Consider the following 20708-nt stretch of genomic DNA (forward strand, 5'->3'; position numbering starts at 1 on the left):
AAAGAAAATAGGGATCCGCCTCAATGATCATCGTAGAAGGAATCGACTACATCGTAATACCCACGGGAGATTTGGAAACCTCCGTGAAGTTTTATTCCGAACTATTCGATTTTGAGACCATCGAAGAGCGGACCGGTGAATTTGCAATTATAGGTCTCGACTCTGTTAATATCAAGCTTCTACATACCAACGGTAGCAAAGGAGCGCTTAGCGAAGCCAAGTCACCCGTGCTCAGCTTCGTTCTGGATGTGGACGATTTTACGGAGGCTATCGTGGAATTGGAGTCCAAATCCGTTCAGATCGTGAGAGGACCGGAAGCAAGGGACGGGGGAGAATTCCTGCATTTCTTGGATCCGTCCGGAAACATTTTAGAAATCAATTACAAAGAAGATTGAGAGTCTTAATCCAGAGTAGATGAAATTTAAAAGCCCTCTTCTCGAGGGCTTTTTTGTTTTTATAGGAATACTTCGTTTTACGATCAGGCGATTTTATCGATGAAAGCGCCTTTGACCTTGTACATATCTCCCGTATAATCCAGGCTCGTGGCTTTACGGTCGTTCGTGTTAGCCTGCTTGTTTTCGTAAGGCTCGTTCATCAGCCCTTCCACTTTCGGGAGCTTTCGGTTATCCAGGGAATTCTTTTCCTGCAGTCCGAGTTTTATGGAAGAGACTACGCTCATATTTCCTCTCACCCAAGATCCTAACTCGCTGGATGAAAAAAACCAAGCTTTTTTTCCGAGAATAGTCTCTTAGGGAAAGGATATATTGCAGTTTCCGGTTCCAGCGGTAATAAACATTTGAACGGTATAGTACGTCGTGAAATTGATCGTAGGTTGGTACACCCAGCTCGCCGGGTTGGAAAACGTTCCTATATTCGTCTGACCGCAGGTCGGAGAAAAATATGTGACCGCAGTGTACGTATCGCAACCTATCTTTACGTTCGTAGGTCCGTTTAGATTCAAATCCACTCGAATTGCGTGCGTTTCGACCTGTCCATTGATAGAAAAACTTTTAGCTGTCGGATAGGTAACCCCTATCTCCGTCCCGTAGGCTCCGTTATAGGACTTATAGCAATCCACATAGAATTTAGAGCCATAGCAATTCGTGGCAGTGCTACTGTTCAAAGGGTCGCAAAGAACGACTCCGTTAGTTTTCATCACATACAAAAGTCCGGATGCGGCTCCGGCAGGCACAGTCGTCGTGATCGTCGTCGAATTTGCGGTAAGAATGGTGGCGGTCACCCCGTTGATCGTCACGGCGGATGTGGTTATATCCGTACCGAAATTTCTTCCCGTAATCGTCAATTGGGTCGGCAAGTACGGCGCAATCGGAGGGGATCCGGATGGCGGATCAATTTGCGTGATGACCGGATTTCCCAAACCTAGCAACGTACTCAGATCCGTATGTTTTGAAGAGTTCTGACAAAAGAGAGAGCCTAGAACTAAAATCGAAACGAGTAGAATCCGCATGTTATGAGTCCGCATTTTCCCTACCCTATAACCGATCAAAGAATCGCCTTTTGCTTGCCGCATGGAAAAAACCCGGCAACTTACCCTATTATCGGACAGAATTTACCGCCAGAAACAAGATTTTTCCGGAGATCACGTATGAACTCGACCGTTCTTTATTCCTTAGAAAACAAAATAGCAACGATTACTTTGAATCGTCCTGAGAAAAGAAATGCGATTTCTCGGGAATTACTCTCCAAGCTTATGTCCCTTATCAATCAAGTATCCGTCGACTCTGAAATCCGCGCTTTGCTCCTTCGGGGAGAAGGGTCCGTATTTTGTGCGGGAGCCGATTTAAAAGAAAGAGAGGGAATGAGCGAAGCGGAAGTACACTCGTTTTTGGATTCGATCGGAAAATGTTTTCTTTCTCTGGAAAATCTTTCCTGTCCTACGATCGCCGCTTTGGACGGGGACGCATTCGGAGGGGGATTGGAATTAGCTCTTTCCTGCGACTTTATTATTTTGAAAAAAAATGTTCGAGTCGGGCTGACCGAAACCGGTTTAGGAATTATACCGGGCGCCGGAGGTACCCAACGTCTGCCGAGAAGAATCGGGACCTACCGTGCCATGGAAATGATTCTGTCGGGCAAGACGATAGACGCGGAAACCGGTTATACTTACGGACTGGCAAATTCGGTATCTGATTCCTCGGCTTACGAGGACGCAAAATCCTTTGCTGGCATTCTTTCGGAAAAAGCCCCCATCGCAGTCCGCCTTGCAAAGGGAGCGATACGAAAAGGGATCGGCCTAGAAATGGAAGAAGCGTTGCAAGTGGAACGCGCCCACTACAATCAAACCTTGGATACCGATGACAGGAAGGAAGCCTTACTCGCCTTTAAAGAAAAACGGAAGCCGAATTTTAAAGGCCGGTGAACCGACTAAAAAATTGCGGCTTAGGTAAACACGATTTTTATTATTGGCAATAATACCGGATAGAGAGTGTGTCAGGATGATATTGACGGGCAAAGAAATCAAAAAACGAATTGGAACCGATATCCTGATCGATCCCTATTCGGACGAAAGATTAAATCCGAATTCTTACAACCTGAGACTCTATGACGAATTGCTTCAATACACTTCTTTACCGCTGGATATGAAGAAACCGAACGAAGCCGTAAAGTTGAAGATATCTGAGTCAGGCCTCGAGCTAAAACCCGGAATATTATATCTTGGTCGAACCGTAGAATATACGGAAACCCATAATTTGGTCCCGATGCTGGAAGGCCGCTCGTCCATCGGTAGATTGGGGATGTATGTCCATGTAACCGCAGGTTTCGGAGACGTAGGATTTAAAGGGTTCTGGACCTTGGAAATCTCGGTAATCCAACCTTTGGTCATTTATCCGAACGTGGAGATTTGCCAGATTTTCTACCATACTGTGGAAGGCGAAATTACGGAATACAAATCCGGAAAATACCAGGGCAACAAAGGGATCCAAACTTCGATGCTCTACAAAGACTTCGAAAACGGAAAATATTAACCTTCCGAGCGGTCTCTCTGAATAAGCCTGACCAGCTTCATCGCATTTTCGTTGTTCGGATCCATTTCTAAAGCTTTTCGGGCGTATTCCATCGCCAATTCGAATTGCTCTGTCTGTCTGTATAAGTCGGACAAATTAACCAAATTATTGCCGTTGTCCGGTTGTAGGTTCTCCATTTTTTTCGCGGCCAAAATCGCGTCGTCCATATGTCCGATTCTGCGATTCGCCAAGGACAAATAGTACCAGTATTCCACAAGATCCGGATCCGAACCCAAATATTTGTTCAAAACCTCGACCGCTTTTACGTAATTCTTACCCTTGAAACTGAGTAGCCCCAAGAGTTTGGTTACCTTCGTATTTTCCGGATCGTTTTTATAGAGGGAATCCAAGGCCTTGATCGCGTCCTCGGCTTTCCCATCTTGATAATCTTCTCTGGCCTTTTTGTAGATGTATTTCCAATCTTCGGTTCCCGAGGGACCTTGCTCTTCTTCATGATTCTGCCCGGCGGGATTGTATTCTATGCGAAGTAAGGAGAGATCGTCCGTCAATTCTCCATATTCCCGGATCTCCTCCTCTATTCGTACCAGATCCCCGTTTCCTTTTTCGACGAATTGCAAGAAGAGCATTTCGTCTTCGTTGATCGTTCGCACTTCCCTTTCAGGCGTCAAATCCAGGTCGTCTTTACCGTCCGAGCCTATGATGATTACGTCTCCCGGCTCTAAATTCGTTTTTAGAACCTTGAATTCATATTCGGAATCCAGCCCGATTTTTCTTAAAGTTAAACTGCTTTCTAGGAATCCTGCGCGGCCGTCACGGTACAAAACGGAAAAGGGGTGTTCTGCATTAAAATACCAGACTTTTCCGGTCTCTTCCTCCACTAAGAGAAACGTTCCCGAAATAACCATGGAACCGTTGAAAGACTTAAATACGGACTGAGTCTCCAGGTACGTTTCGGTTAACCATTGCTCCGGAGTCATATCCAAAACACGATCGTTGGCCGCCGAACGAGCCAATATCGAATTCACGACGACTCCCATGACGAGAGAACCTCCCGCTCCCTGCATGGATTTTCCCATAGCGTCACCGTTCATCGCAAAGGCATACCGCTTATAATTATGATCCTTTCCTAATCTCAGGTTGCCGGTAACGCAGATATCTCCGCCGAGATCCGCTCGCTTTCCTCTGAATTCGAACTGCTTCTTTTGGTGCAAAATGAAATCGGTCTTTACCTTTACGGACTTATTCGCGTCATAAAACAGAGGTTTGGCCAGCAAGGAGGTGAGAAAATAATCCCCGTCCTGTTGTACTTTGAGCCTTTGCAGCTCTTCCATTTTTTCGGATAATTCCCGGGTCCTTTCTCGAACCTTATCGGCGAGGTGTTCTGCATAATCCTGGAGTTCTCCTCTCGCTTGGCGAATCGAGCTTACCATACTGTTGAAAGAGTCCGAAAGGAATCCGATTTCGTCCTTTACTTCAACAGGTACTTCGACGTTTAAACTACCTTCGTTTACCTTTTCCACTCCGCTCAAAAGTCGGTTCAAAGGAGTAACCAAACTTTGTCGAAAGAATAACGGAAAAACGAAAAGAATCACGACCAAAACGACGCCCAAAATGACGGTTTGCTTTACCGCGGTGGGATGCATGAATTCCCGATATCCCCGATACGAATATCCTAACTCGCTGGTAAGATCCCTTTCCGCATCATAATGAATATAGGCCACGAAATGTTGGTGTTCGTCCAGACTCTTACGATAATGTCTACTCAAAGCCGGCTGGAAGGGTCTTAAATAGAGTAGAACTTCCGATTTTAATTCTCCGGGAAGAAGGTCTTTTCCTTCCAACGTACATTCTTTCCACTTCGAAAGGATATAATCCCGAAAATGGGATACGTCCGCTGCGGACCCCCTTAGATAGTTTTTTCCTTCCTGACAAAAATCGATCGGAAAGATATAATCCAACTTATTCGATGCGACGAACACATTCCGATTTAAAGAAATTAGGAATTTAAAGAGATTCGATTTTAATTCCTTATCGTTTGCCGTAGGATTTTTTTCCAGGTAATCTTCTATTGATTTCCGGTACCCTTGGAAGTATTCGTGGCCTTGGCCCAGGACCTTGACGAGGTTGCTTCTAAAATTCTTATCCGGAAGACTTTTGATCCTTTCGAACAGTTCCGTATTTCTGAAGTCCGTCTCCAGCTGAGGAAGTCTTAGATCGAATGCTTTGTTATATTTGGAATAATCTACCGGATTTTCTCCGCCTTCCCAGTTGACTATGTATTCCATTTCCGGGGTTTTCTGCCCTCCCTCCAGCACCCTTTCCATATTCACGATGCTTTTGGTATCGTATTCCGTCTCCTTGTCCTGATCGGAGATGAAAACCAACGCCTGCATGATCAGCATCACCGTTACGAAAGTGATCCCGACGATCTTGATCATGAACGTGGTCTTTTCCTCGCTGAAATTCAGGAACATTACCAGAATCAAAAAAATTGCCAGCGTAATCAATAGAACGATGGAAGTCAAAAATGTGGAACGTTCCATCACGCCATCCCTGCTCATGATATTGGTCAGAGCCGGAATCACCCCGCCGACCAGCATGGACACCATGAAAGCTGCAATGGCGAATCTCACCCGCCCTTTCGTTATAATCATCTTCCACACGGGAATTACCAAAAAGGATGTGAGGACGAAGGCACCGATGATTAACGCGATCGCTCGGGAAACTTTTTCTGCGTTAAAGTCCCAATGATGAGCGGTAAAGTGATACTTTTTGGGAGCGTTCCAAGTAGTATAAAAAAACAGGGCTGTGGCCGCGATCGCGACGACATACATGCCGATCAAAAGAGACCTGGAAACTTTCGGATTCGTATCTTCCGGATACCTGGCAATGAACTGTCCTAGATGCAAAATCGCCGGAAAGATAAAACCGACGGTCATCCAACGGTGATATGCAGCCATAGGATGATAGATCATCGCCGCGATAAAATAACCCAACCAAAGGAAAGAAAGAAACAGGGCACCTAAGGCGAGATGGCGAGTACTGGAGGACCGGCCCTTTAAAAAAAGGAAAAATAAGGAGGCGAGAAAGACCGTTAAGAAAGCCAAAAGGCTTCCGAACGAATAATAATTTAGGAGAATATCTTCTTTTAGGATAGTGAATAATTCCATACGATAGCGGATTCCGATTTCTTTGTAAAAGGACGATTCGGAATGGTTTATTCTAGTCTTACTTATATTCTAATCAAACGAAAAACGCAGATTGGGCGGAAAGCTAAACCTAACGATTGTTCTAAGATAAAACGCCGTTCGTTAAAGAGAGTCCCAATCCTTCATTTTCGAAAATGAATGAACGGAATAGGCCGAATATTTTCCCGGCAGCACCCAGCCTTTCAGTATGGACTCCCAATTTTTAGGCTGAATAGAGCGAAGAACCGCCAACAATCCGTTTCCGTCCGATAAGTCCTGGCTGATCGCCGTTTTTAAAAATTTGCGATAATTTTCGTTCCCCAATTCCCGATAAAGGATTCCTTGCAAACGTACGGATTTCGAATACAGCCAAGCCCCGACTCGAGGATCGTCGGATTGGAAATTCTCCGCCAACGGAGGGTCTATTTTAGAAGGACGTTCTGACAACTGCCATTCGTCCGAAACGGATGAGATTTCCTGCTTCGTTAACTTAAGAATTCCTTTCTTAGCCAATAGAAACGGCAAAAAAGAAACGATGCCTTCGGTTAGCCAAATCGGTTCCGTAAAATAATAATGTCCCAATTCATGCAAAAGTAGCGCAGGGGAGCCGATGGGAACCAATCCGGATTCCAAAAAAATTCCTAACTCCTTCCCTGTACCTCCTGAAACGTTATTGTATCCCCCGATTCGGGTACCATTTAAATAAACCGACTCTTTCAGAACCAAGCGGATGCGATTTTTTTCCGACTCTGGCAACGTCTTGTAAACCGGTACGGTCGCACGTTGGAAAGAAACTCCCGTATAAGATTCGTAAGCATCAATCAGGTCTCTCGTCTTTTCGAAAGCGTACTGGTTCCAGCTATGTGCAGAAGTCTCGTTTCTGATCGAAAAGACCGTATCGCCGTCCCGGAATCGGACGGATTGCTCCATTCCCGACTTAGCGCTGTGTTTTGAAAGATTTTGAGAATTTCCTACGGTCGAAACAAACAATAGAAAAACCCCGATCAGAAAACGTCCGCAGAAACCGGCAGATCGTTTTCCGACGAGGTGCTTTCGTATCACCGGTCCCTCTCGATGAGACGAATCAGTTTATGAGCGTTTTCGTTTCCGGGTTCTCTCTGCAGGATCTTCCTAGCATATTCCTCGGCACGATCATAAACTTCCATCAGTCGATATATATCCGCCAGGTTTACTAGATTGGATAAATTTTCAGGATCCACTTCCAGCAACTTGAGGCTTGCGGAAAGTGCCTGTTCGTATTTACCCATTTTCTTATTGGCGATCGAGAGATAGAACCAGTATTCGTGGAGGTCCGGATCGCTTCCTAGATAATTGTTCAGAACTTCTACTGCAGTCGCGTAATCCTTCCCTTTGAAGCTTAGCAAACCGAGAAGTTTATTCAATTTCTGATTGGCGCTATCGTGCATATAGCCCGTCTTCAAAAGATATAGAGCTTCCTCAAGCTTACCGGTCTTATAGAGTTTTCTTGCGTCCTCGTACACCGTGTCGGTATTGAGAGCCTTGTCTATATGATCTTCGGAGTCGAAGATATCCTCGATTTCATCTTTCTTAGGCTCTGCTTGGAATTCGATCTTCAGGAGGGATAGGTCATCCGTAAGTTCCCCCGTTTTTCGGATTTCCGTTTCGATCTCCTCTAGATTGCCTCTGGCTTTTTCGACATGGCGCAAAAATAAGGTCTCGTCTTCGTTGATCGTACGAACGGTCTCGTCGGGAGTCAAATCCACGTCGTCCCTTCCGTCCGAACCTAGAATCAGAATATCTCCGGTTTGCAATTGAAACGAATGAACTTGGAAATCGAATTCCGAATCCAAGCCTAGCTTCCGTAAGGTCAAACCATCTTCCACGAAACTCGCCTTTCCGTCCCGCAAAAGAACCGTAAAAGGGTGTTCCGCATTGAAATACCAGCACTTACCGGTCTCGTCTTCGACCAAATAGACACCCGCGGAAATGACCATCGAACCGTTGAAGGATTTGAAAACCGCATGAATTTCCTGGTAGATGTCGGCCAACCATTGTTCCGGAGTGGAATCCAAGATACGGTTGTTTGCCGCGGATCTGGCTAAAATGGAGTTCATAACGACTCCCATTACCAAGGCTCCACCGGCTCCCTGCATGGATTTTCCCATTGCATCGCCGTTCATGGCGACTGTGAACCTTTTAAAAGAGTCGGATCTTCCTAAACGTAGGTTTCCGGTGACGCAAATATCCCCGCCCAAATCGGAATGTTTTCCTCGGAACTCGAATTGTTTCTTCTGCCGGATAATGAAATCCGTGGATACCAACTTGGATTTATTCGCATTATAAAAGAGCGGTTTTGCCAAAAGGGAAGTCAGGAAGTAGTCCCCGTCCTGCTGCACTTTGAGCCGTTGGACCTCTTCCATTTTTTCCTGCACTTCTCTCGTTCTCTCTCGGACTTTTTCCTCCAAATTTTCGGCGTAATCCTGAAGTTCCCGTCTTGCCTGTTTGATCGAAGAAACCATCGCGTTAAACGAATCGGCGAGAAAGCCGATTTCGTCCCGAACTTTCACCGGAACGACTACGTCTAGATCTCCCTTGTTGACTTTCTCAACCCCGGCCAAAAGACCGTTGAGCGGATCCACAAGACTGTTCTTGAAGAAGAGAGGAAATAAGGCTAAAACGACGAAGATTACCGAAAGAAGAATAATCGTCTGTTTCACCGCTGTCGGGTGCATAAATTCGCGATAGACTAGATAAGAAAATCCGACTTCGCTCATTTCACCTTTATCCGGTGAAAATTTCATGAAAGCCACGTAATGTCCGGATCCGTCCAGACTCCTCCGATAGTGGCGAGTTTCGCTCGGTTTAAAATAGCGGAAATACCGGAGAACTTCTTCCTTTAATTCTTCGTCGGAGAGTTTCTTTCCGTCCCAAAGGCAATCTTCCGACCAATGGGAAAATATCTCCTGCTTATAGGATTCGTTTCCTAGCGAATCTATAAAGGAACGACCCTTTTTGCAAAAATTCGAGCCCACAACTCCTTCTAATCGATTAGCTGCGACGAAGGCCTGCTTATTCCATTTTTCCGCCTCGCCCAATAAAGCGTTCTTCAATTCCTCGCCGGAAAGTTTTTCGTTGTGAGATACGAATTCCAATATCTGCCGCTTGTAGCCGCCAAAATACGTGTGGGTCTCGTCCAGAATTTCCGCCAAAGATTTCCGAAAATTCTTTTCCCCTAAATTCCGGATTTCCTCGTAAATCGTTACGTTCTGAAGGTCGATCTCTACCTGCGCGAGATTCAGGTCCAATTTCCGATTGTATTCTTTCGAATTTAAAACGTCGCTATTATCGTTCCAGCGGACGATGTATTTTATATCGTCCGTCTTGACCCCGTTTTCGATCGCCCGCTCGATGTTCACCATTTTTAAGCTATCATATTCGGACTCTTTCTCTTGGCTGGAAATGAATACGAGCGCTTGCATGATCAAGCAGATCGTAAACAGGGTGATCCCCACGATTTTTACCATGAACGTGGTTCTTTCTGCGCTATTATTGATGAATGCAATCACTAGAACGGAGAATGCCGCCAAGAAGAAGATTACGTTCGAAGTCATGTACGTAGAACGTTCCATCGCTCCGTCTCGGCTCAAAACATTGGAGACATTCGGATAGATCGCGGCGACCAGAAATCCTACCGTAAACATGATCAAGGCGATCCGTCTCTTATCCTTCGTTACGAAAATTCTCCAAATCGGAATGATCAGGAAGCCGACTATGGACACGATGGCGATTACGATCGCCAAATAGCGGCTCGCATCGTAGGCGTTTACATCCCAGTGATGAGCGGTGAAGTGATAAATGCGCTCGGCAACGGAAGTCAAGTAAATGAAAAGAATAACGACGACCGTGATGACGGAATACTCTACGATCAGAATCCATTTCGCTAAACGTTGGTTGCTATTACCCGGAAACCTCAAAAGAAATTGGGTATAATGAGTCAAAGCGGGAAGAATAAAGCCGCCCGTGATCCATCGGTGGTACGAAGCGAACGGATGATATAGGAGCGCAGCGAAGAAATACCCGCTTTCGAAAAAAGTAAGAAGGATAAATCCCCAACCTAAGTGGGTCGTTGCCACCGTTTTATTCTTTAAGGTAAGATAGAAAATACCGAGAAGGAGGGTGGTCAAAGTGACCAATAGACTTCCGAAAGAATAATAGTTAAATAGGACTAAGTCCCAAGAGATTGTATTGAATCCCATAAACTCCTAAGGTCGCTTCAAACCGCGGATTTTGAAGGCGACTCCGACCGATTCTATGTCTTTTGGTACGGCTTCTTTCGCTTTTAGGACGAAAGAAATCGCGGAAAAACGATTTAAGCCTTCACTATCAATTTGAAAAGGGAAAAATCAATAGAAAAATACAGGAATCGTCTCGATTCTGTCGATCATGGTCGTCTTTGAAAGAATCCGAAGGTTCAATTCAAATCTGATTGCCCTCATCCGAAAAGAGCTATGGTCTCGGGTACTTCTGGGATTGTTTTTAGGAACGATCGTTGGTCTATGTTTGAGCCCCGAGTACGAACTGGTTTCGAAGGATAGCAGCTCGATTCTCTCCGCTTGGTTAGGGTTACCCGGGCAACTATTCCTGATACTCCTGCAGATGATCATGATTCCGCTGGTCTTCTCGTCCATCCTGCTCGGTGTCAGCGCCGGTGAAACCGTGGAAAACCTGAGAAAGTTCGGGTTTCGAGTTTTTTTGTACTTCGTCTTTACGACTTTCGTCGCTGTATCTTTTGGAATCGCAATCGCGAGTTTTATCCGACCGGGAAATTTCGTGGATCCGGCCGGAATCCCTGAAACGGGCATTCTTGCAAAGATCCCTACGCAAACGGAAGCCCCTAGTTTCCAGAAAATACCCGAGCTGTTTCTTTCCGTTTTACCCAAAAATCCTTTCCAAACTCTGTTCGCCGGAGACATGCTCGGCGTAGTTCTATTGGGGATCTTGGTGGGAGTCGCTCTGCTTTCCTTGGACGGGCCTACTTTCAAATCGGTCACAGAGATGTTCCAAGCTGTCTTTAAAACGAGCATGGTTTTCGTAAACTGGGCTATGAAATTAGCTCCGTTCGCAGTCTTCGGTTTGATCGCACAGATGACCGCGAAAATCGGTTTTCATATTCTAGTAAGTTTGGGCGTATATTTCTTTTGCGTTTTGGGAGGATTGGTCTTCATACTGTTTTTTTATTCCCTTTTACTTGCTCTTGTAGCAAAAAGAAATCCGATCCGGTTCTTTAAGAATGCCGGGGAACTCCAACTTCTCGCCTTCTCCACATCTAGTTCCGCGGCGGTCTTACCTTTTACTTTAAGGACTGGAATCGAAAAGATGGGAGTGTCCAAAAAAATAGCCGAGTTTATCATTCCTTTAGGTGCGACCATCAACATGGATGGAACCGCACTTTACCAAGCGACGGCCACGGTTTTTCTGGCTCAGGTATACGGAATAGAGCTTACCCTCTTCCAATTGGGATTCGTGCTGGTAGCGACCGTAATCGCATCCATCGGCACGCCCAGCACTCCGGGTTTAGGAATCGTGATTTTGGCTACCATCCTGACCGGCGTAGGAATTCCTACCGAAGGAATCGGAATCATCTTTGGCGTGGATCGACTGCTGGATATGTGTAGAACCGTCGTAAACGTAACGGGCGATCTTGTGGCCTGCAACGTATTTCAACGACTGCAGGATGCCGAAGAGAACTCCTCCTCTTGAAACGAAAATTTTATCGTCTGGCATTTTATAATATCTTGGCGAACCTTTCCGTCCCCTTGGCCGGGTTAGCGGACGCAGCAGTACTAGGTCAGTTGGAAACCCATACTTTTCTAGCGGGCGTGGCGCTGACCAACGTGGTCTTTGATTACCTTTTTTGGAGTTTCGCCTTTTTGCGTATGGGAACCACCGGACTTACCGCTCAGGCTTACGGAGAAGGAAACGAATCTAAATCCGACCTGATACTCTTCCGGTCTTTGTTTTTGGGACTCGGGATCGGATTGTGCATTTTACTCTTAAAAAATCCGATACGTGAGTTTTCCTTTTTTCTTTTGCAAGGTGACGAACAGGTAAAATCGGCTGGCTTGGAGTATTTCCAGGCTCGTATCGGAAGTGCGCCCGCCACACTTTGCAATTTCGCTTTAATGGGCTGGTTTTTAGGAAGAAGCAAAAGCGGAGTCGTACTATTCGCTACCGTTCTCTCGAACTTATTGAACATAGTCTTGGATTTCTGGTTCGTACTCTACTTGGATTGGCGCTCCTGGGGAGCGGGCATAGCTACCACGATCAGCCAATTCTTCATGCTCTTTATTTTTCTAGTATGCTATATACGGGAGAGGAGTCGCTTTTCACTTTTCTCCACCGGTTCGGAAAAATTTTTTTCATGGCCGGACTTCAGATCGTTATTATCTCTGAACAAAGACATCCTATTGCGCACCGTGATGCTGGTCACCGCGTTCGGTATTTTCAGAAATTTCAGTTCTGTTTTCGGATCCGTAGTTTTGGCGGGAAACGCGATCCTGTTAGAATTGATTTTGGTAGCGGCGTATTGGATAGATGGGACTGCAGTGGCCGCGGAAACCTTAGCCGGGGAAGCGAAAGGCAAAAAAGATCTTGGAAGCATGTCGTTTTTACTCGAGCTCGCCTTGATTTCCGCCGGAACCATCGGGTTTCTATTTTCTTTTTTTATCATATTCTTTCCCGATTGGATCTTCCCTTGGATTTCCAAAAATCAGGAAGTGCTTAAGATAACGTATCGCTATCGATTCTGGTTAGCTCCGGTGCTTTTACTCGGTTCGGTCGCCTTCGTTTTGGATGGATTCTTTTTGGGACTTTCTGAGGGAAAAATCCTCCGAAACGCGATGGTCGTGAGCACGCTTCTATTTTTCCTTCCGGTCGCAATAACGGGAAAAGAGCAAGGAAACAACGATCTTCTCTGGTTGTCCCTCGGTTTTTATATGCTTGGCCGTTCCCTCACCCTCGGACGTCAGGCCTTCCGACTTTTGAACCCGAAAGGTTAGCTTCGATCTGCGTCCGTGGAACTGGAACCCTTAGGTAAGATTCTGATTTCGACTTCCGCCGGAATCGGTTTCCAGTACTCCGAGTCTTTCTGTTTGTACATCAAAGGAGAAGGCAGACTTCCCGAACTTTCACTCCTGTACAAGTCCAGAACTTCCTCGCTCTTCTGGTACGTGCGGGAAGATTCAACGGATTCGGGTTTTACGGAAGAAAGGGGAATCCAGCCGAAGCCGGGCACATAAGCTTCAAGCGCATCCTTAAAGACGGGAGAAGCCGGATTAGAAAGAACCACCGTCCGAACGGGACGGATAGGCACGCCTCCGTCAAGTAACGATTTTTTAAGGCCGTCCCAATCCGATCGGAATAATCTGGAATCGAATATCTTATCGATAAAATAATTTCCGCCTTTTTCTTTTACGGAAATCTTCGTTTTCTGAAAAGGCGATAAGTCGGTCGGAATCTCCTCTTTTTTTTGGAGGAATTCATCCATGATATAAAATCGAACGTTCGTCGTTCTCGCTTCGAATTGGTATTCCAGCGTGTGACTTCCTTTTCGATCGTCCAAGCCTAACTTTTTCGCCAATCCGCGAGCGCCGGAAACGAAGTCCCCTTTGAATTTAGGGTCTTTCGCTTTCAAATTTCGGATTCGCTGGTGTTCGGTCGTAGGAGGCGGGAGAAGTCCTAAAGTTCCCCCGATCAAACTAGGCTCGTCCAGATTGTAAGTCAGCTTTACGTCGATCAAATACGTAGCTTCTCCGGATGCGAGAAAACGGTCCGTTTCTACGAAGGAAATTTTTTTCACTTCCTTGCTAGTCCGGTCCACGACGAAAATCCTGCTTCCTAGAATTGCCAATCCCCTGACATCTTTGGCAGGGCTCCTAACGGAGCCCGTAATTCTGCCGTTGTTCGGGTCGTACCGGTAGATATTACCGTCCGAAGAATCGGAGATCCAAATGCTGTTTCTCGCATAGCAGATATCTTTCGGTCCGGCCCTATCCGTTAAAAAGCCACCGAGAATCGTCTGCGTACCTTTGTCGTAAACGGAAACTTTTCCTGAGTCGGCGTCCAAAATATAGAGATAGTTTTGAAAATTAGCGATTCCACCTATCTTGTCTATCGGGACGGAAATTCTGTCCGTGACTCCGCCGGTATTCGGCTCGACTTTTAATATTACTCGTTTTGCGGCAACGAACACTTTTCCTTCTCTTGTATCGAAATTCAGTCCCGAAAGAAAGGGAATCCCTAAGTTAAACACTTCCTGCCGTCCGGTCGGGTCCACTTTAAAGATGGCTCTTCGCTTGCTATCTACGAACCAAAAATTCGTACCGTCGTAGGACAGCCCGTAAGGATTCTCGGTTAATTGAATTTCGAGATCCGCTTCCTCTTGGGCTCCGAGTTGCGGAAACGAAAATAGGATCAAAATAAAAGAAAGCGCAAAGACTAATTTTGTCTGACGAAAAGGTCTCGAATTCCGTTCCATAGCTCCTCTCCTAAGCTAGGCTGGGGTCCTGCAGCAGTAACGATCTCCATGGGCGAAGGCGTAAAAATGAAAACCAAAGAAAGCAAAATCGCGATGCCGGAAACTTTCCGGATCGAATCCAAGGGATACGTCGGATCCGGAACGTAAGGATGTTCCACCCTAATGAAATAGTAGATGAGCAATCCCCAAAGGATCCACGCATAATTCCAGAAAGAAAGCGCGAGAAATACACAGAATAAGTAATAGATCCAGGTGCGGTATTTTTCCCCGAAAACGGCGTAAATTACGTGTCCTCCATCCAATTGGCCGAAAGGAAGCAAATTGATTGCCGTAACCAAAAGGCCAACCCAACCGGCAAACGCAAGCGGATGAATCTCTACTTCATACAAATTCGCGTCAAAAGGGCCCAAGACCAACTGGTTGGCCCAAGCCACAAGTAAGCTTTCTCCGAATCGGACCTGAAACAATTCGGGATTGGAGCCGAGCGACTGGGACAATTCCGAAATCGGTACCAATTTCGAATACTTTAAGCCGATCAGATAGCACGGGACGGAAAGGATCAGACTCATCGCAGGTCCCCAGATTCCGATATCAAAAAGCTGTTTTTTGTCTCGGATCGGCTCTTGAATCTTTATGACGGCCCCCATCGTTCCGACCGGTGAAACAGGCAAAGGAATAAAAAAAGGAAGAGTCGCGCGGATTCCGTAATATCGTGCCGCTAAATAATGACCCATTTCATGGCAAAATAAAATCCCCAAAACAGGAATCGAATACAAGTACCTTTCCCAAAACTGAGCTCGAATCCAATCCCATTGCAAAAACGGAAGATTTAAAGTCTCTTCTTGAAATGTAAGAGTCAAAAAAGTAAGAAGGAAGAGGATGATATGGAGTCCGTATTTTGGTTTTTCCAATGGCTGATCTCCTTTGTCCCTGCCCGAAAGACGATCGGGTGGTTGCGACGGATTCCTTGTTTACATATAAAGGAACCCTACATAGGGTTTCCGATAGGAGCCTTCTAGGCAAGCGCGAAAGGAACAGGAATCAAGATTGTTCGATAATATTAAAGCGATCCGAAGAAACGACCCGGCGGCAAAGTCATACATCGAAATCGTACTTTGCTATCCCGGATTACATGCGCTTTGGTTTCATTCCGTCGCGCACTCTTTGTACAACCTCGGTCTGCCCTTAATTCCGAGGATAATCAATACGTTCGCTCGATTTTTGACGGGAGTGGACATCCACCCGGGTGCGAAAATTTCTCCGGGTATTTTCATAGACCATGGCCTGGGAGTCGTAATCGGAGAAACCGCTGAAATCGGCAGGGGATGCCTTATTTTACAGGGAGTCACCTTAGGAGGAACAGGAAAGGAAACCGGAAAAAGGCACCCAACCTTAAAGGAAAACGTAGTGGTTGGAGCTGGAGCAAAAATTTTAGGAAATATCGTTATAGAACATAACGTACGGATCGGAGCCGGTTCTGTAGTACTTCGAGACGTACCTCCCGATTGCACCGTAGTGGGAATTCCGGGAAAAGTAGTGCGTTCCAAAGTGGACTTCGGGGAAGCGGGAGAAAGGATGCTCGATCACAACGAACTTCCCGACCCGATCGCCCGGATCTTTTCGATCCTAGCGGAAAAGATCGATACCCTGCAGCAGGAAGTAAACGATCTATATGCAAAAGTGAATGCGACTGCACCGAAGCACACTCCGGTAAAAGGGGATCAGGAACTTCAGGAATACATCTACGGCGACGGAATTTAAAATCCGGGTTTTAAAATCGTAAATCATTTGACAAAACCCGAAAAAGAGCCAGCCTAAGTTCCTGCAAATTCATTCGGAAACCTCCGACTAAGAGATAAATGATGCGTAACTTAAAACGAATGATCGCTTTTTCTTTTTTGTTCGGTTCGATTCTTCTTACCGATTGCAACGCGTTAGTCAGTAATGAACAACTTTGCGGCAAAGATTTAAAGAATTATGATCATTGCCTTTCCATCTTGCTGCTTACGGATCCGGCTTGCGGACAAGGAATCGGCACTTGCACGATCGGCCATGTAGAGCTCGCTAAAAGTATCTGCGGAGATCGCATGAAACTCCAGGGCTGCAGGGCCCACAGAGATTAAAAACTTTTCGGAAACGGATCAACGATACCAAAAAAGAAAAGCGACCTCTCTTCGAGATCGCTTGATTCCGGCTCCGCGTTTGTCTAAAAAGATTTATCTTAGGGGAATGAAACAATCCACTCCGTCTTCTTTCAGCTTGGTTTTCAGTTGAAGGGCTTTTCCCCGGTCCGAAAAATCTCCCATCTGAAGAACGAACATCCCTTCTCGCTCGAACAAATAAACTTTTTCGCCGTATTCCGCCGAAAGATTTTTTCGGTAGTTTTCCGCAAGCTGACTATTTCTAAAAACTCCGACTTGGACGGTCTGACCTTTGGGAGCGCCTTTTACCAAAGTTGCGGGCGTAATCGCCTTTTTCGGGGTCAATTTTTCGGATTTGGTTTCGTTTAATAGAGCTTCTTCGTCTTCCACGTTCTCCAAATCTTCCGCTTCGTCTTTGCCACCTTTGCTGATTACTTTAAGTCCGACCTTTGCGATTCCTACGTCCTTAAAGTCCAAGTTTTCTGCGGCCTTTTCCGAAAGATCCAGGATCCGATCTTTCGCGAAAGGCCCACGGTCATTCACTCGAACGGTTACTTCCTTATCGTTTTCCAGGTTCTTTACTTTAATGACGGATCCGAGCGGAAGGCTCGGGTGAGCAGCGGTCAATTTGGTTTTATCGAATAATTCTCCGCTCGCGGTGGGCTTTCCGTGAAATTTAGGTCCGTACCAGGATGAATATCCGATTTCGTCAAAATCTCCCTCGGTCGGTTTTTTCGCGGCTGGCAGAGTAGCTTTTACAGGTTTGTTATCCGAAAGTAGGTCGTCTAAACCTCTTTGCCGACTGGCCGAATTTTGCGCCAATGCCATATCCTTTTTGGATTCTTGGTCCATAGGCGAGATTTCTTTTTCAAAGAAGATTTCCGACGGGTCGCCGGAAGCGCTGATGCTCCGTCTAGGTTCTACGGAAGCACAAGCCGTTATGGTGGTTAAAATTACGATCGCGGAAAACCGTTTCATTTTTGTCCTCAGTCGAGATTCTCTCCTTTTATTCATCGGAAGAATCCGGAAATCACCTAAAGACTTTTTCCGATTGCGTAATTCCTTTCCGACGTCGATACTCCTGGTATGGCCGAATCAGATTCTCGTAAAAAATTCAACGAGGCTCTTAGACTAGAAAAACAGGGCAAAATCTCCCAAGCCGCGAAATTATATGGGGAAATCGTCCAGTCAGAACCGGGTTTCCAAAAGGCTTATCTGAATCTTGGAGCCCTGTATTCCAAGTCCGGAGATTCCGAAAACGCGATCCGGACATATCGAAGAGCTCTGGAAATCGGCAAGACTCCGGAGCTTTACTACAACATGGGAGTCGAACTCTATCGGTTGAACAGTCCGGAAGCCGCCATTCGGGCATTGAAAAATTCCTTGGAACTGAACAAGAGATATTTAAATTCCCATCTTTTACTCGCGTATTGCTATAAGCAGTTGGAGAAGCCCGAAAAATCGGAGCTCTATCTAAAGAACGTTCTGAAAATCGAGCCCAAAAATAGGACCGCGCTCTCGGCCTTAGCTACGATTTATTTCGATACGGAAAAATGGGACGAGGCTTTGGACGCTACCGAAAAGGCGCTCGCCGTGAATCCGAACGACCCTCGAATGGAAATCCTGTTAACGGAAATCCATGTAAAATTGGGGAACTACAAACAATCTTTCGAGACGTTAAAAAAAGTCACCGCAACGGCGCAGGGTTTTTCTAATTTTTCGGATTCGGTTCGAAGTTCTAAAAGGAATCCCAAACCGGAAGAGAAAATATTCTTCGAAAACCTGGAAACTCTAACCAAAAAGAAGCTAAACGATTTTAAAAATAAGTTGGTTCTTTCCAAAGAAAGTCCCGAAGATTTCGAGGCTCCGGAAGCTCAGGACGCGCTTGATCTTTCCCTTATGTATCTATTTCATGGAGATACCGAGCGCGCCTTAAAATATCTGTTGTATGCACAAAAAAATTTGGAAGAGAATCCCGCTAAAGAGGTTCCTTAATCCGCTTCTCCGGATTTTGATCGCCCAACTCTTTTTGAGTGGTTGTGTTTATCCTATACGCTATGCGGAAACCTTGGAATCGGATCGCGGGTTTCTGTATCTTCCTTCCCAGAGATTTACGAAAGAGAAGATCGAGTCTATCGAAAGTCCTTGGGAAGCCAAGTCCCTCCGAGGAAAAGCGATCAGCACGGAGGACCACAACAACCTAGGGATCCTTTTAGCAAAAAGATCTCTTTTGGATGAGGCCGAGCAGGAATTCTTAGAGGCCCATAAGTCTTCGGCATCCGATCCGATTCCTATTTTGAATCTACTTAGACTGTATTTTTTAGTCGATGCGATTTCCGAGTCCAGAGCCCTGCTTTCGAATTATCTAAAGCAGGCAAGTCCGGCGGAAAGGAATAAGATCGAAAAGATCCTGCTAGACAATCTGCGAGAGGAAGAACTGGTCATTTTCTGGGACTCGTTGTCTTCCATCCCGGGACAGGAAGTTCATTCCTGGAACGGTCTAGCCGATTATTTTTACAGAAAACAGGATTGGTCAAAGAGCTATTTTTATCTAGAGAAGATTTTAGTCGTCAGTCCGTATCATAAAAACGCCAGAGGACTCATGCTGAAGATGGCGGATACGTTGGAAAAATGGGACGAGGCAATCGTGTTCGGTCAGAGTTTGATAGGGACAGCGGAGCGTGTGCCCGATCTAGAATATTATTTGGCTCACGCGTACTCGGAAAAAAAAAGATACGACGAGGCCTTGGAATGGATCCGGAAAGTTCCCGAGTCCGATCGCGGCAATCTACGTTTCTTGAATCTCTGGAGAACTTGCCTTCTTTCCAGGAATCCCCGAGCGGACCTTACTCCCTTGGTACCTTATTTCAGAAGATTGAAAGCCCAAGGTTTGGAAATCTCGGAAGAGGATTTTCTACCTACGACCGTACCGGAAGGAAGAGAAGCCGCCGAAAGAAATATACTCGGTCGTTAATCAGGAATCCTCTCCGTTTGAAAGTTTCCACGTTCGAATCGCTTGCAAAAGTTTAGAGGGCGAATGCGTCCGGATCATAGGAACGTTCCGTAACCATAAGGAAAGTTCGCAGATCGCCGTGGGAATATCCCGCTCTTCGACCGGAATCCCACCTAAAGCGTTACCGAGAAATGACTTTCGAGTCACGGATACCATTAAACCGGGAAATTCGCTCAAAAGTTCCGTTACGGAAGAAAGCACCGAAAAACTGACCATCGGATCCGGACTTAAAAAAAACCCCATTCCGGGATCGTACACGATCCGTTCCGGAGCAACATCCCATCCCTCCAAAGTCTTCTTCCTCTCCCGGAAAAAAGAGACGATCTCCCGCAGTACCGTGTCCCGACTCAAAGGAGAATCCTGCTTCGCTTTGTCTCCATGATTATGCGAATACATAACGACGTATTTCGTTCGGGAAGAAGGAAATTTCCTGAGAATCTCTCCGCTCTCCGCGTCCGTAAAGGCCCGAATATTATTTATAAAATCGACTCCCGCTTGCAGAGCTTTTTCGATCACGTAAGGCTTGAATGTATCGACGGAGACGGTTATCTTCCGATTTTTAAGTTCCAGGATGATCTCCTTCATCCTCTCCCATTCCGTTTCCGGTTCCACCCAACCTGCTTCCACATTCGAGGATTGAGCTCCGATATCGACGACGTCCGCCCCTTCTTGTACCAAGGACAGAGCTTTTTGAAAGGCAAGGTCAGGATCAAGATACCTTCCTCCGTCGGAGAAAGAATCGGAAGTGATATTCAAAACCCCGAAAATCTGGGGCTTAGGGGGAAATCGCATCCCGATTCTCGGGTTCATCGCGTCAGTTTCCATATTGATCCTTTGCGGTTTCCTTCCGATACTAGAGGA

General features: G+C 46.0%; 18 protein-coding genes. 9 read left to right on the forward strand and 9 right to left on the reverse strand.

Translation table 11 applies throughout. The features are described 5' to 3' along the window. Positions 1–23: 23 nt before the first annotated feature. Positions 24–395: a VOC family protein gene (locus EHO60_RS05150; RefSeq protein WP_135767088.1), complete on the forward strand. Its 372-nt coding sequence runs from the start codon at positions 24–26 to the stop codon at positions 393–395. Between the two features lie 83 nt (positions 396–478). Here EHO60_RS05150 and EHO60_RS05155 read toward each other — a convergent pair whose 3' ends face one another. Together EHO60_RS05155 and EHO60_RS05160 are read right to left on the reverse strand one after the other, a co-directional pair. Continuing rightward, a complete protein-coding gene (locus EHO60_RS05155) occupies positions 479–679 on the reverse strand; it encodes a hypothetical protein (RefSeq protein ID WP_135767089.1) in 201 nt (66 codons plus the stop codon). Positions 680–748: 69 nt separating this feature from the next. Further along, a complete protein-coding gene (locus tag EHO60_RS05160) occupies positions 749–1531 on the reverse strand; it encodes an LIC10067 family putative lipoprotein (protein WP_135767090.1) in 783 nt (260 codons plus the stop codon). Between the two features lie 75 nt (positions 1532–1606). On the opposite strand from EHO60_RS05160, the gene EHO60_RS05165 reads away from it, so the two are divergent. Together EHO60_RS05165 and dcd are read left to right on the forward strand one after the other, a co-directional pair. After that, positions 1607–2380 carry an enoyl-CoA hydratase/isomerase family protein gene (locus EHO60_RS05165; RefSeq protein ID WP_135767091.1) on the forward strand — a complete coding sequence of 258 codons (774 nt, stop codon included), beginning with the start codon at positions 1607–1609 and terminating at the stop codon, positions 2378–2380. A 76-nt stretch (positions 2381–2456) separates the two neighbouring features. Further along, entirely contained in the window at positions 2457–2987 is a 531-nt protein-coding gene (dcd, locus tag EHO60_RS05170) for a dCTP deaminase (protein ID WP_135767092.1), read from the forward strand. On the opposite strand, the gene EHO60_RS05175 is transcribed toward dcd, so the two are convergent. The 3 genes from EHO60_RS05175 to EHO60_RS05185 form a co-directional block, all read right to left on the reverse strand. Next, entirely contained in the window at positions 2984–6157 is a 3174-nt protein-coding gene (locus EHO60_RS05175; RefSeq protein WP_135767093.1) for a SpoIIE family protein phosphatase, read from the reverse strand. The genes dcd and EHO60_RS05175 overlap by 4 nt on opposite strands. Before the next feature lie 141 nt (positions 6158–6298). After that, positions 6299–7237 (reverse strand): gluzincin family metallopeptidase, encoded by a 939-nt coding sequence (locus EHO60_RS05180; RefSeq protein WP_135767094.1) that lies wholly within the window; start codon positions 7235–7237, stop codon positions 6299–6301. Next, the gene (locus tag EHO60_RS05185) at positions 7234–10413 is read right to left on the reverse strand and encodes a SpoIIE family protein phosphatase (RefSeq protein WP_135767095.1); all 3180 of its coding nucleotides are present in this window, start codon (positions 10411–10413) and stop codon (positions 7234–7236) included. The genes EHO60_RS05180 and EHO60_RS05185 overlap by 4 nt, the downstream gene beginning before the upstream one ends. A 187-nt stretch (positions 10414–10600) precedes the next feature. Here EHO60_RS05185 and EHO60_RS05190 point away from each other — a divergent pair, with 187 nt between their 5' ends. Together EHO60_RS05190 and EHO60_RS05195 are read left to right on the forward strand one after the other, a co-directional pair. Continuing rightward, a complete protein-coding gene (locus EHO60_RS05190) occupies positions 10601–11917 on the forward strand; it encodes a dicarboxylate/amino acid:cation symporter (RefSeq protein WP_135767096.1) in 1317 nt (438 codons plus the stop codon). Further along, positions 11914–13215, forward strand: coding sequence for an MATE family efflux transporter (locus EHO60_RS05195; protein ID WP_135767097.1), 1302 nt, complete (start codon positions 11914–11916; stop codon positions 13213–13215). The genes EHO60_RS05190 and EHO60_RS05195 overlap by 4 nt, the downstream gene beginning before the upstream one ends. On the opposite strand, the gene EHO60_RS05200 is transcribed toward EHO60_RS05195, so the two are convergent. Then, positions 13212–14693 (reverse strand): NHL repeat-containing protein, encoded by a 1482-nt coding sequence (locus tag EHO60_RS05200; RefSeq protein ID WP_135767098.1) that lies wholly within the window; start codon positions 14691–14693, stop codon positions 13212–13214. The genes EHO60_RS05195 and EHO60_RS05200 overlap by 4 nt on opposite strands. After that, entirely contained in the window at positions 14654–15604 is a 951-nt protein-coding gene (locus EHO60_RS05205; RefSeq protein WP_135767099.1) for a site-2 protease family protein, read from the reverse strand. Before EHO60_RS05205 ends, EHO60_RS05200 begins: the two co-directional genes overlap by 40 nt. A gap of 136 nt (positions 15605–15740) precedes the next feature. Between EHO60_RS05205 and cysE the strand changes: the two genes are divergently transcribed. Both cysE and EHO60_RS05215 read left to right on the forward strand, forming a co-directional pair. After that, positions 15741–16454 carry a serine O-acetyltransferase gene (cysE, locus tag EHO60_RS05210; RefSeq protein WP_135767100.1) on the forward strand — a complete coding sequence of 238 codons (714 nt, stop codon included), beginning with the start codon at positions 15741–15743 and terminating at the stop codon, positions 16452–16454. 98 nt (positions 16455–16552) lie between these two features. Next, the gene (locus tag EHO60_RS05215) at positions 16553–16816 is read left to right on the forward strand and encodes a hypothetical protein (RefSeq protein ID WP_246028144.1); all 264 of its coding nucleotides are present in this window, start codon (positions 16553–16555) and stop codon (positions 16814–16816) included. 93 nt (positions 16817–16909) lie between these two features. Here EHO60_RS05215 and mpl36 read toward each other — a convergent pair whose 3' ends face one another. Continuing rightward, positions 16910–17812, reverse strand: coding sequence for an RlpA family plasminogen-binding lipoprotein MPL36 (gene mpl36 / locus EHO60_RS05220; protein ID WP_135767101.1), 903 nt, complete (start codon positions 17810–17812; stop codon positions 16910–16912). Between the two features lie 108 nt (positions 17813–17920). On the opposite strand from mpl36, the gene EHO60_RS05225 reads away from it, so the two are divergent. Together EHO60_RS05225 and EHO60_RS05230 are read left to right on the forward strand one after the other, a co-directional pair. Further along, positions 17921–18829, forward strand: coding sequence for a tetratricopeptide repeat protein (locus EHO60_RS05225; protein ID WP_135767102.1), 909 nt, complete (start codon positions 17921–17923; stop codon positions 18827–18829). Positions 18830–18845: 16 nt separating this feature from the next. Continuing rightward, entirely contained in the window at positions 18846–19808 is a 963-nt protein-coding gene (locus EHO60_RS05230; RefSeq protein ID WP_246028145.1) for a tetratricopeptide repeat protein, read from the forward strand. Here EHO60_RS05230 and folP read toward each other — a convergent pair whose 3' ends face one another. Next, positions 19809–20657 (reverse strand): dihydropteroate synthase, encoded by an 849-nt coding sequence (folP, locus tag EHO60_RS05235; protein WP_246028146.1) that lies wholly within the window; start codon positions 20655–20657, stop codon positions 19809–19811. Between the last annotated feature and the right edge of the window lie 51 nt (positions 20658–20708).

The sequence above is a fragment of the Leptospira fletcheri genome, assembly GCF_004769195.1.
GTDB classification, from domain to species: Bacteria; Spirochaetota; Leptospiria; order Leptospirales; family Leptospiraceae; genus Leptospira_B; species Leptospira_B fletcheri.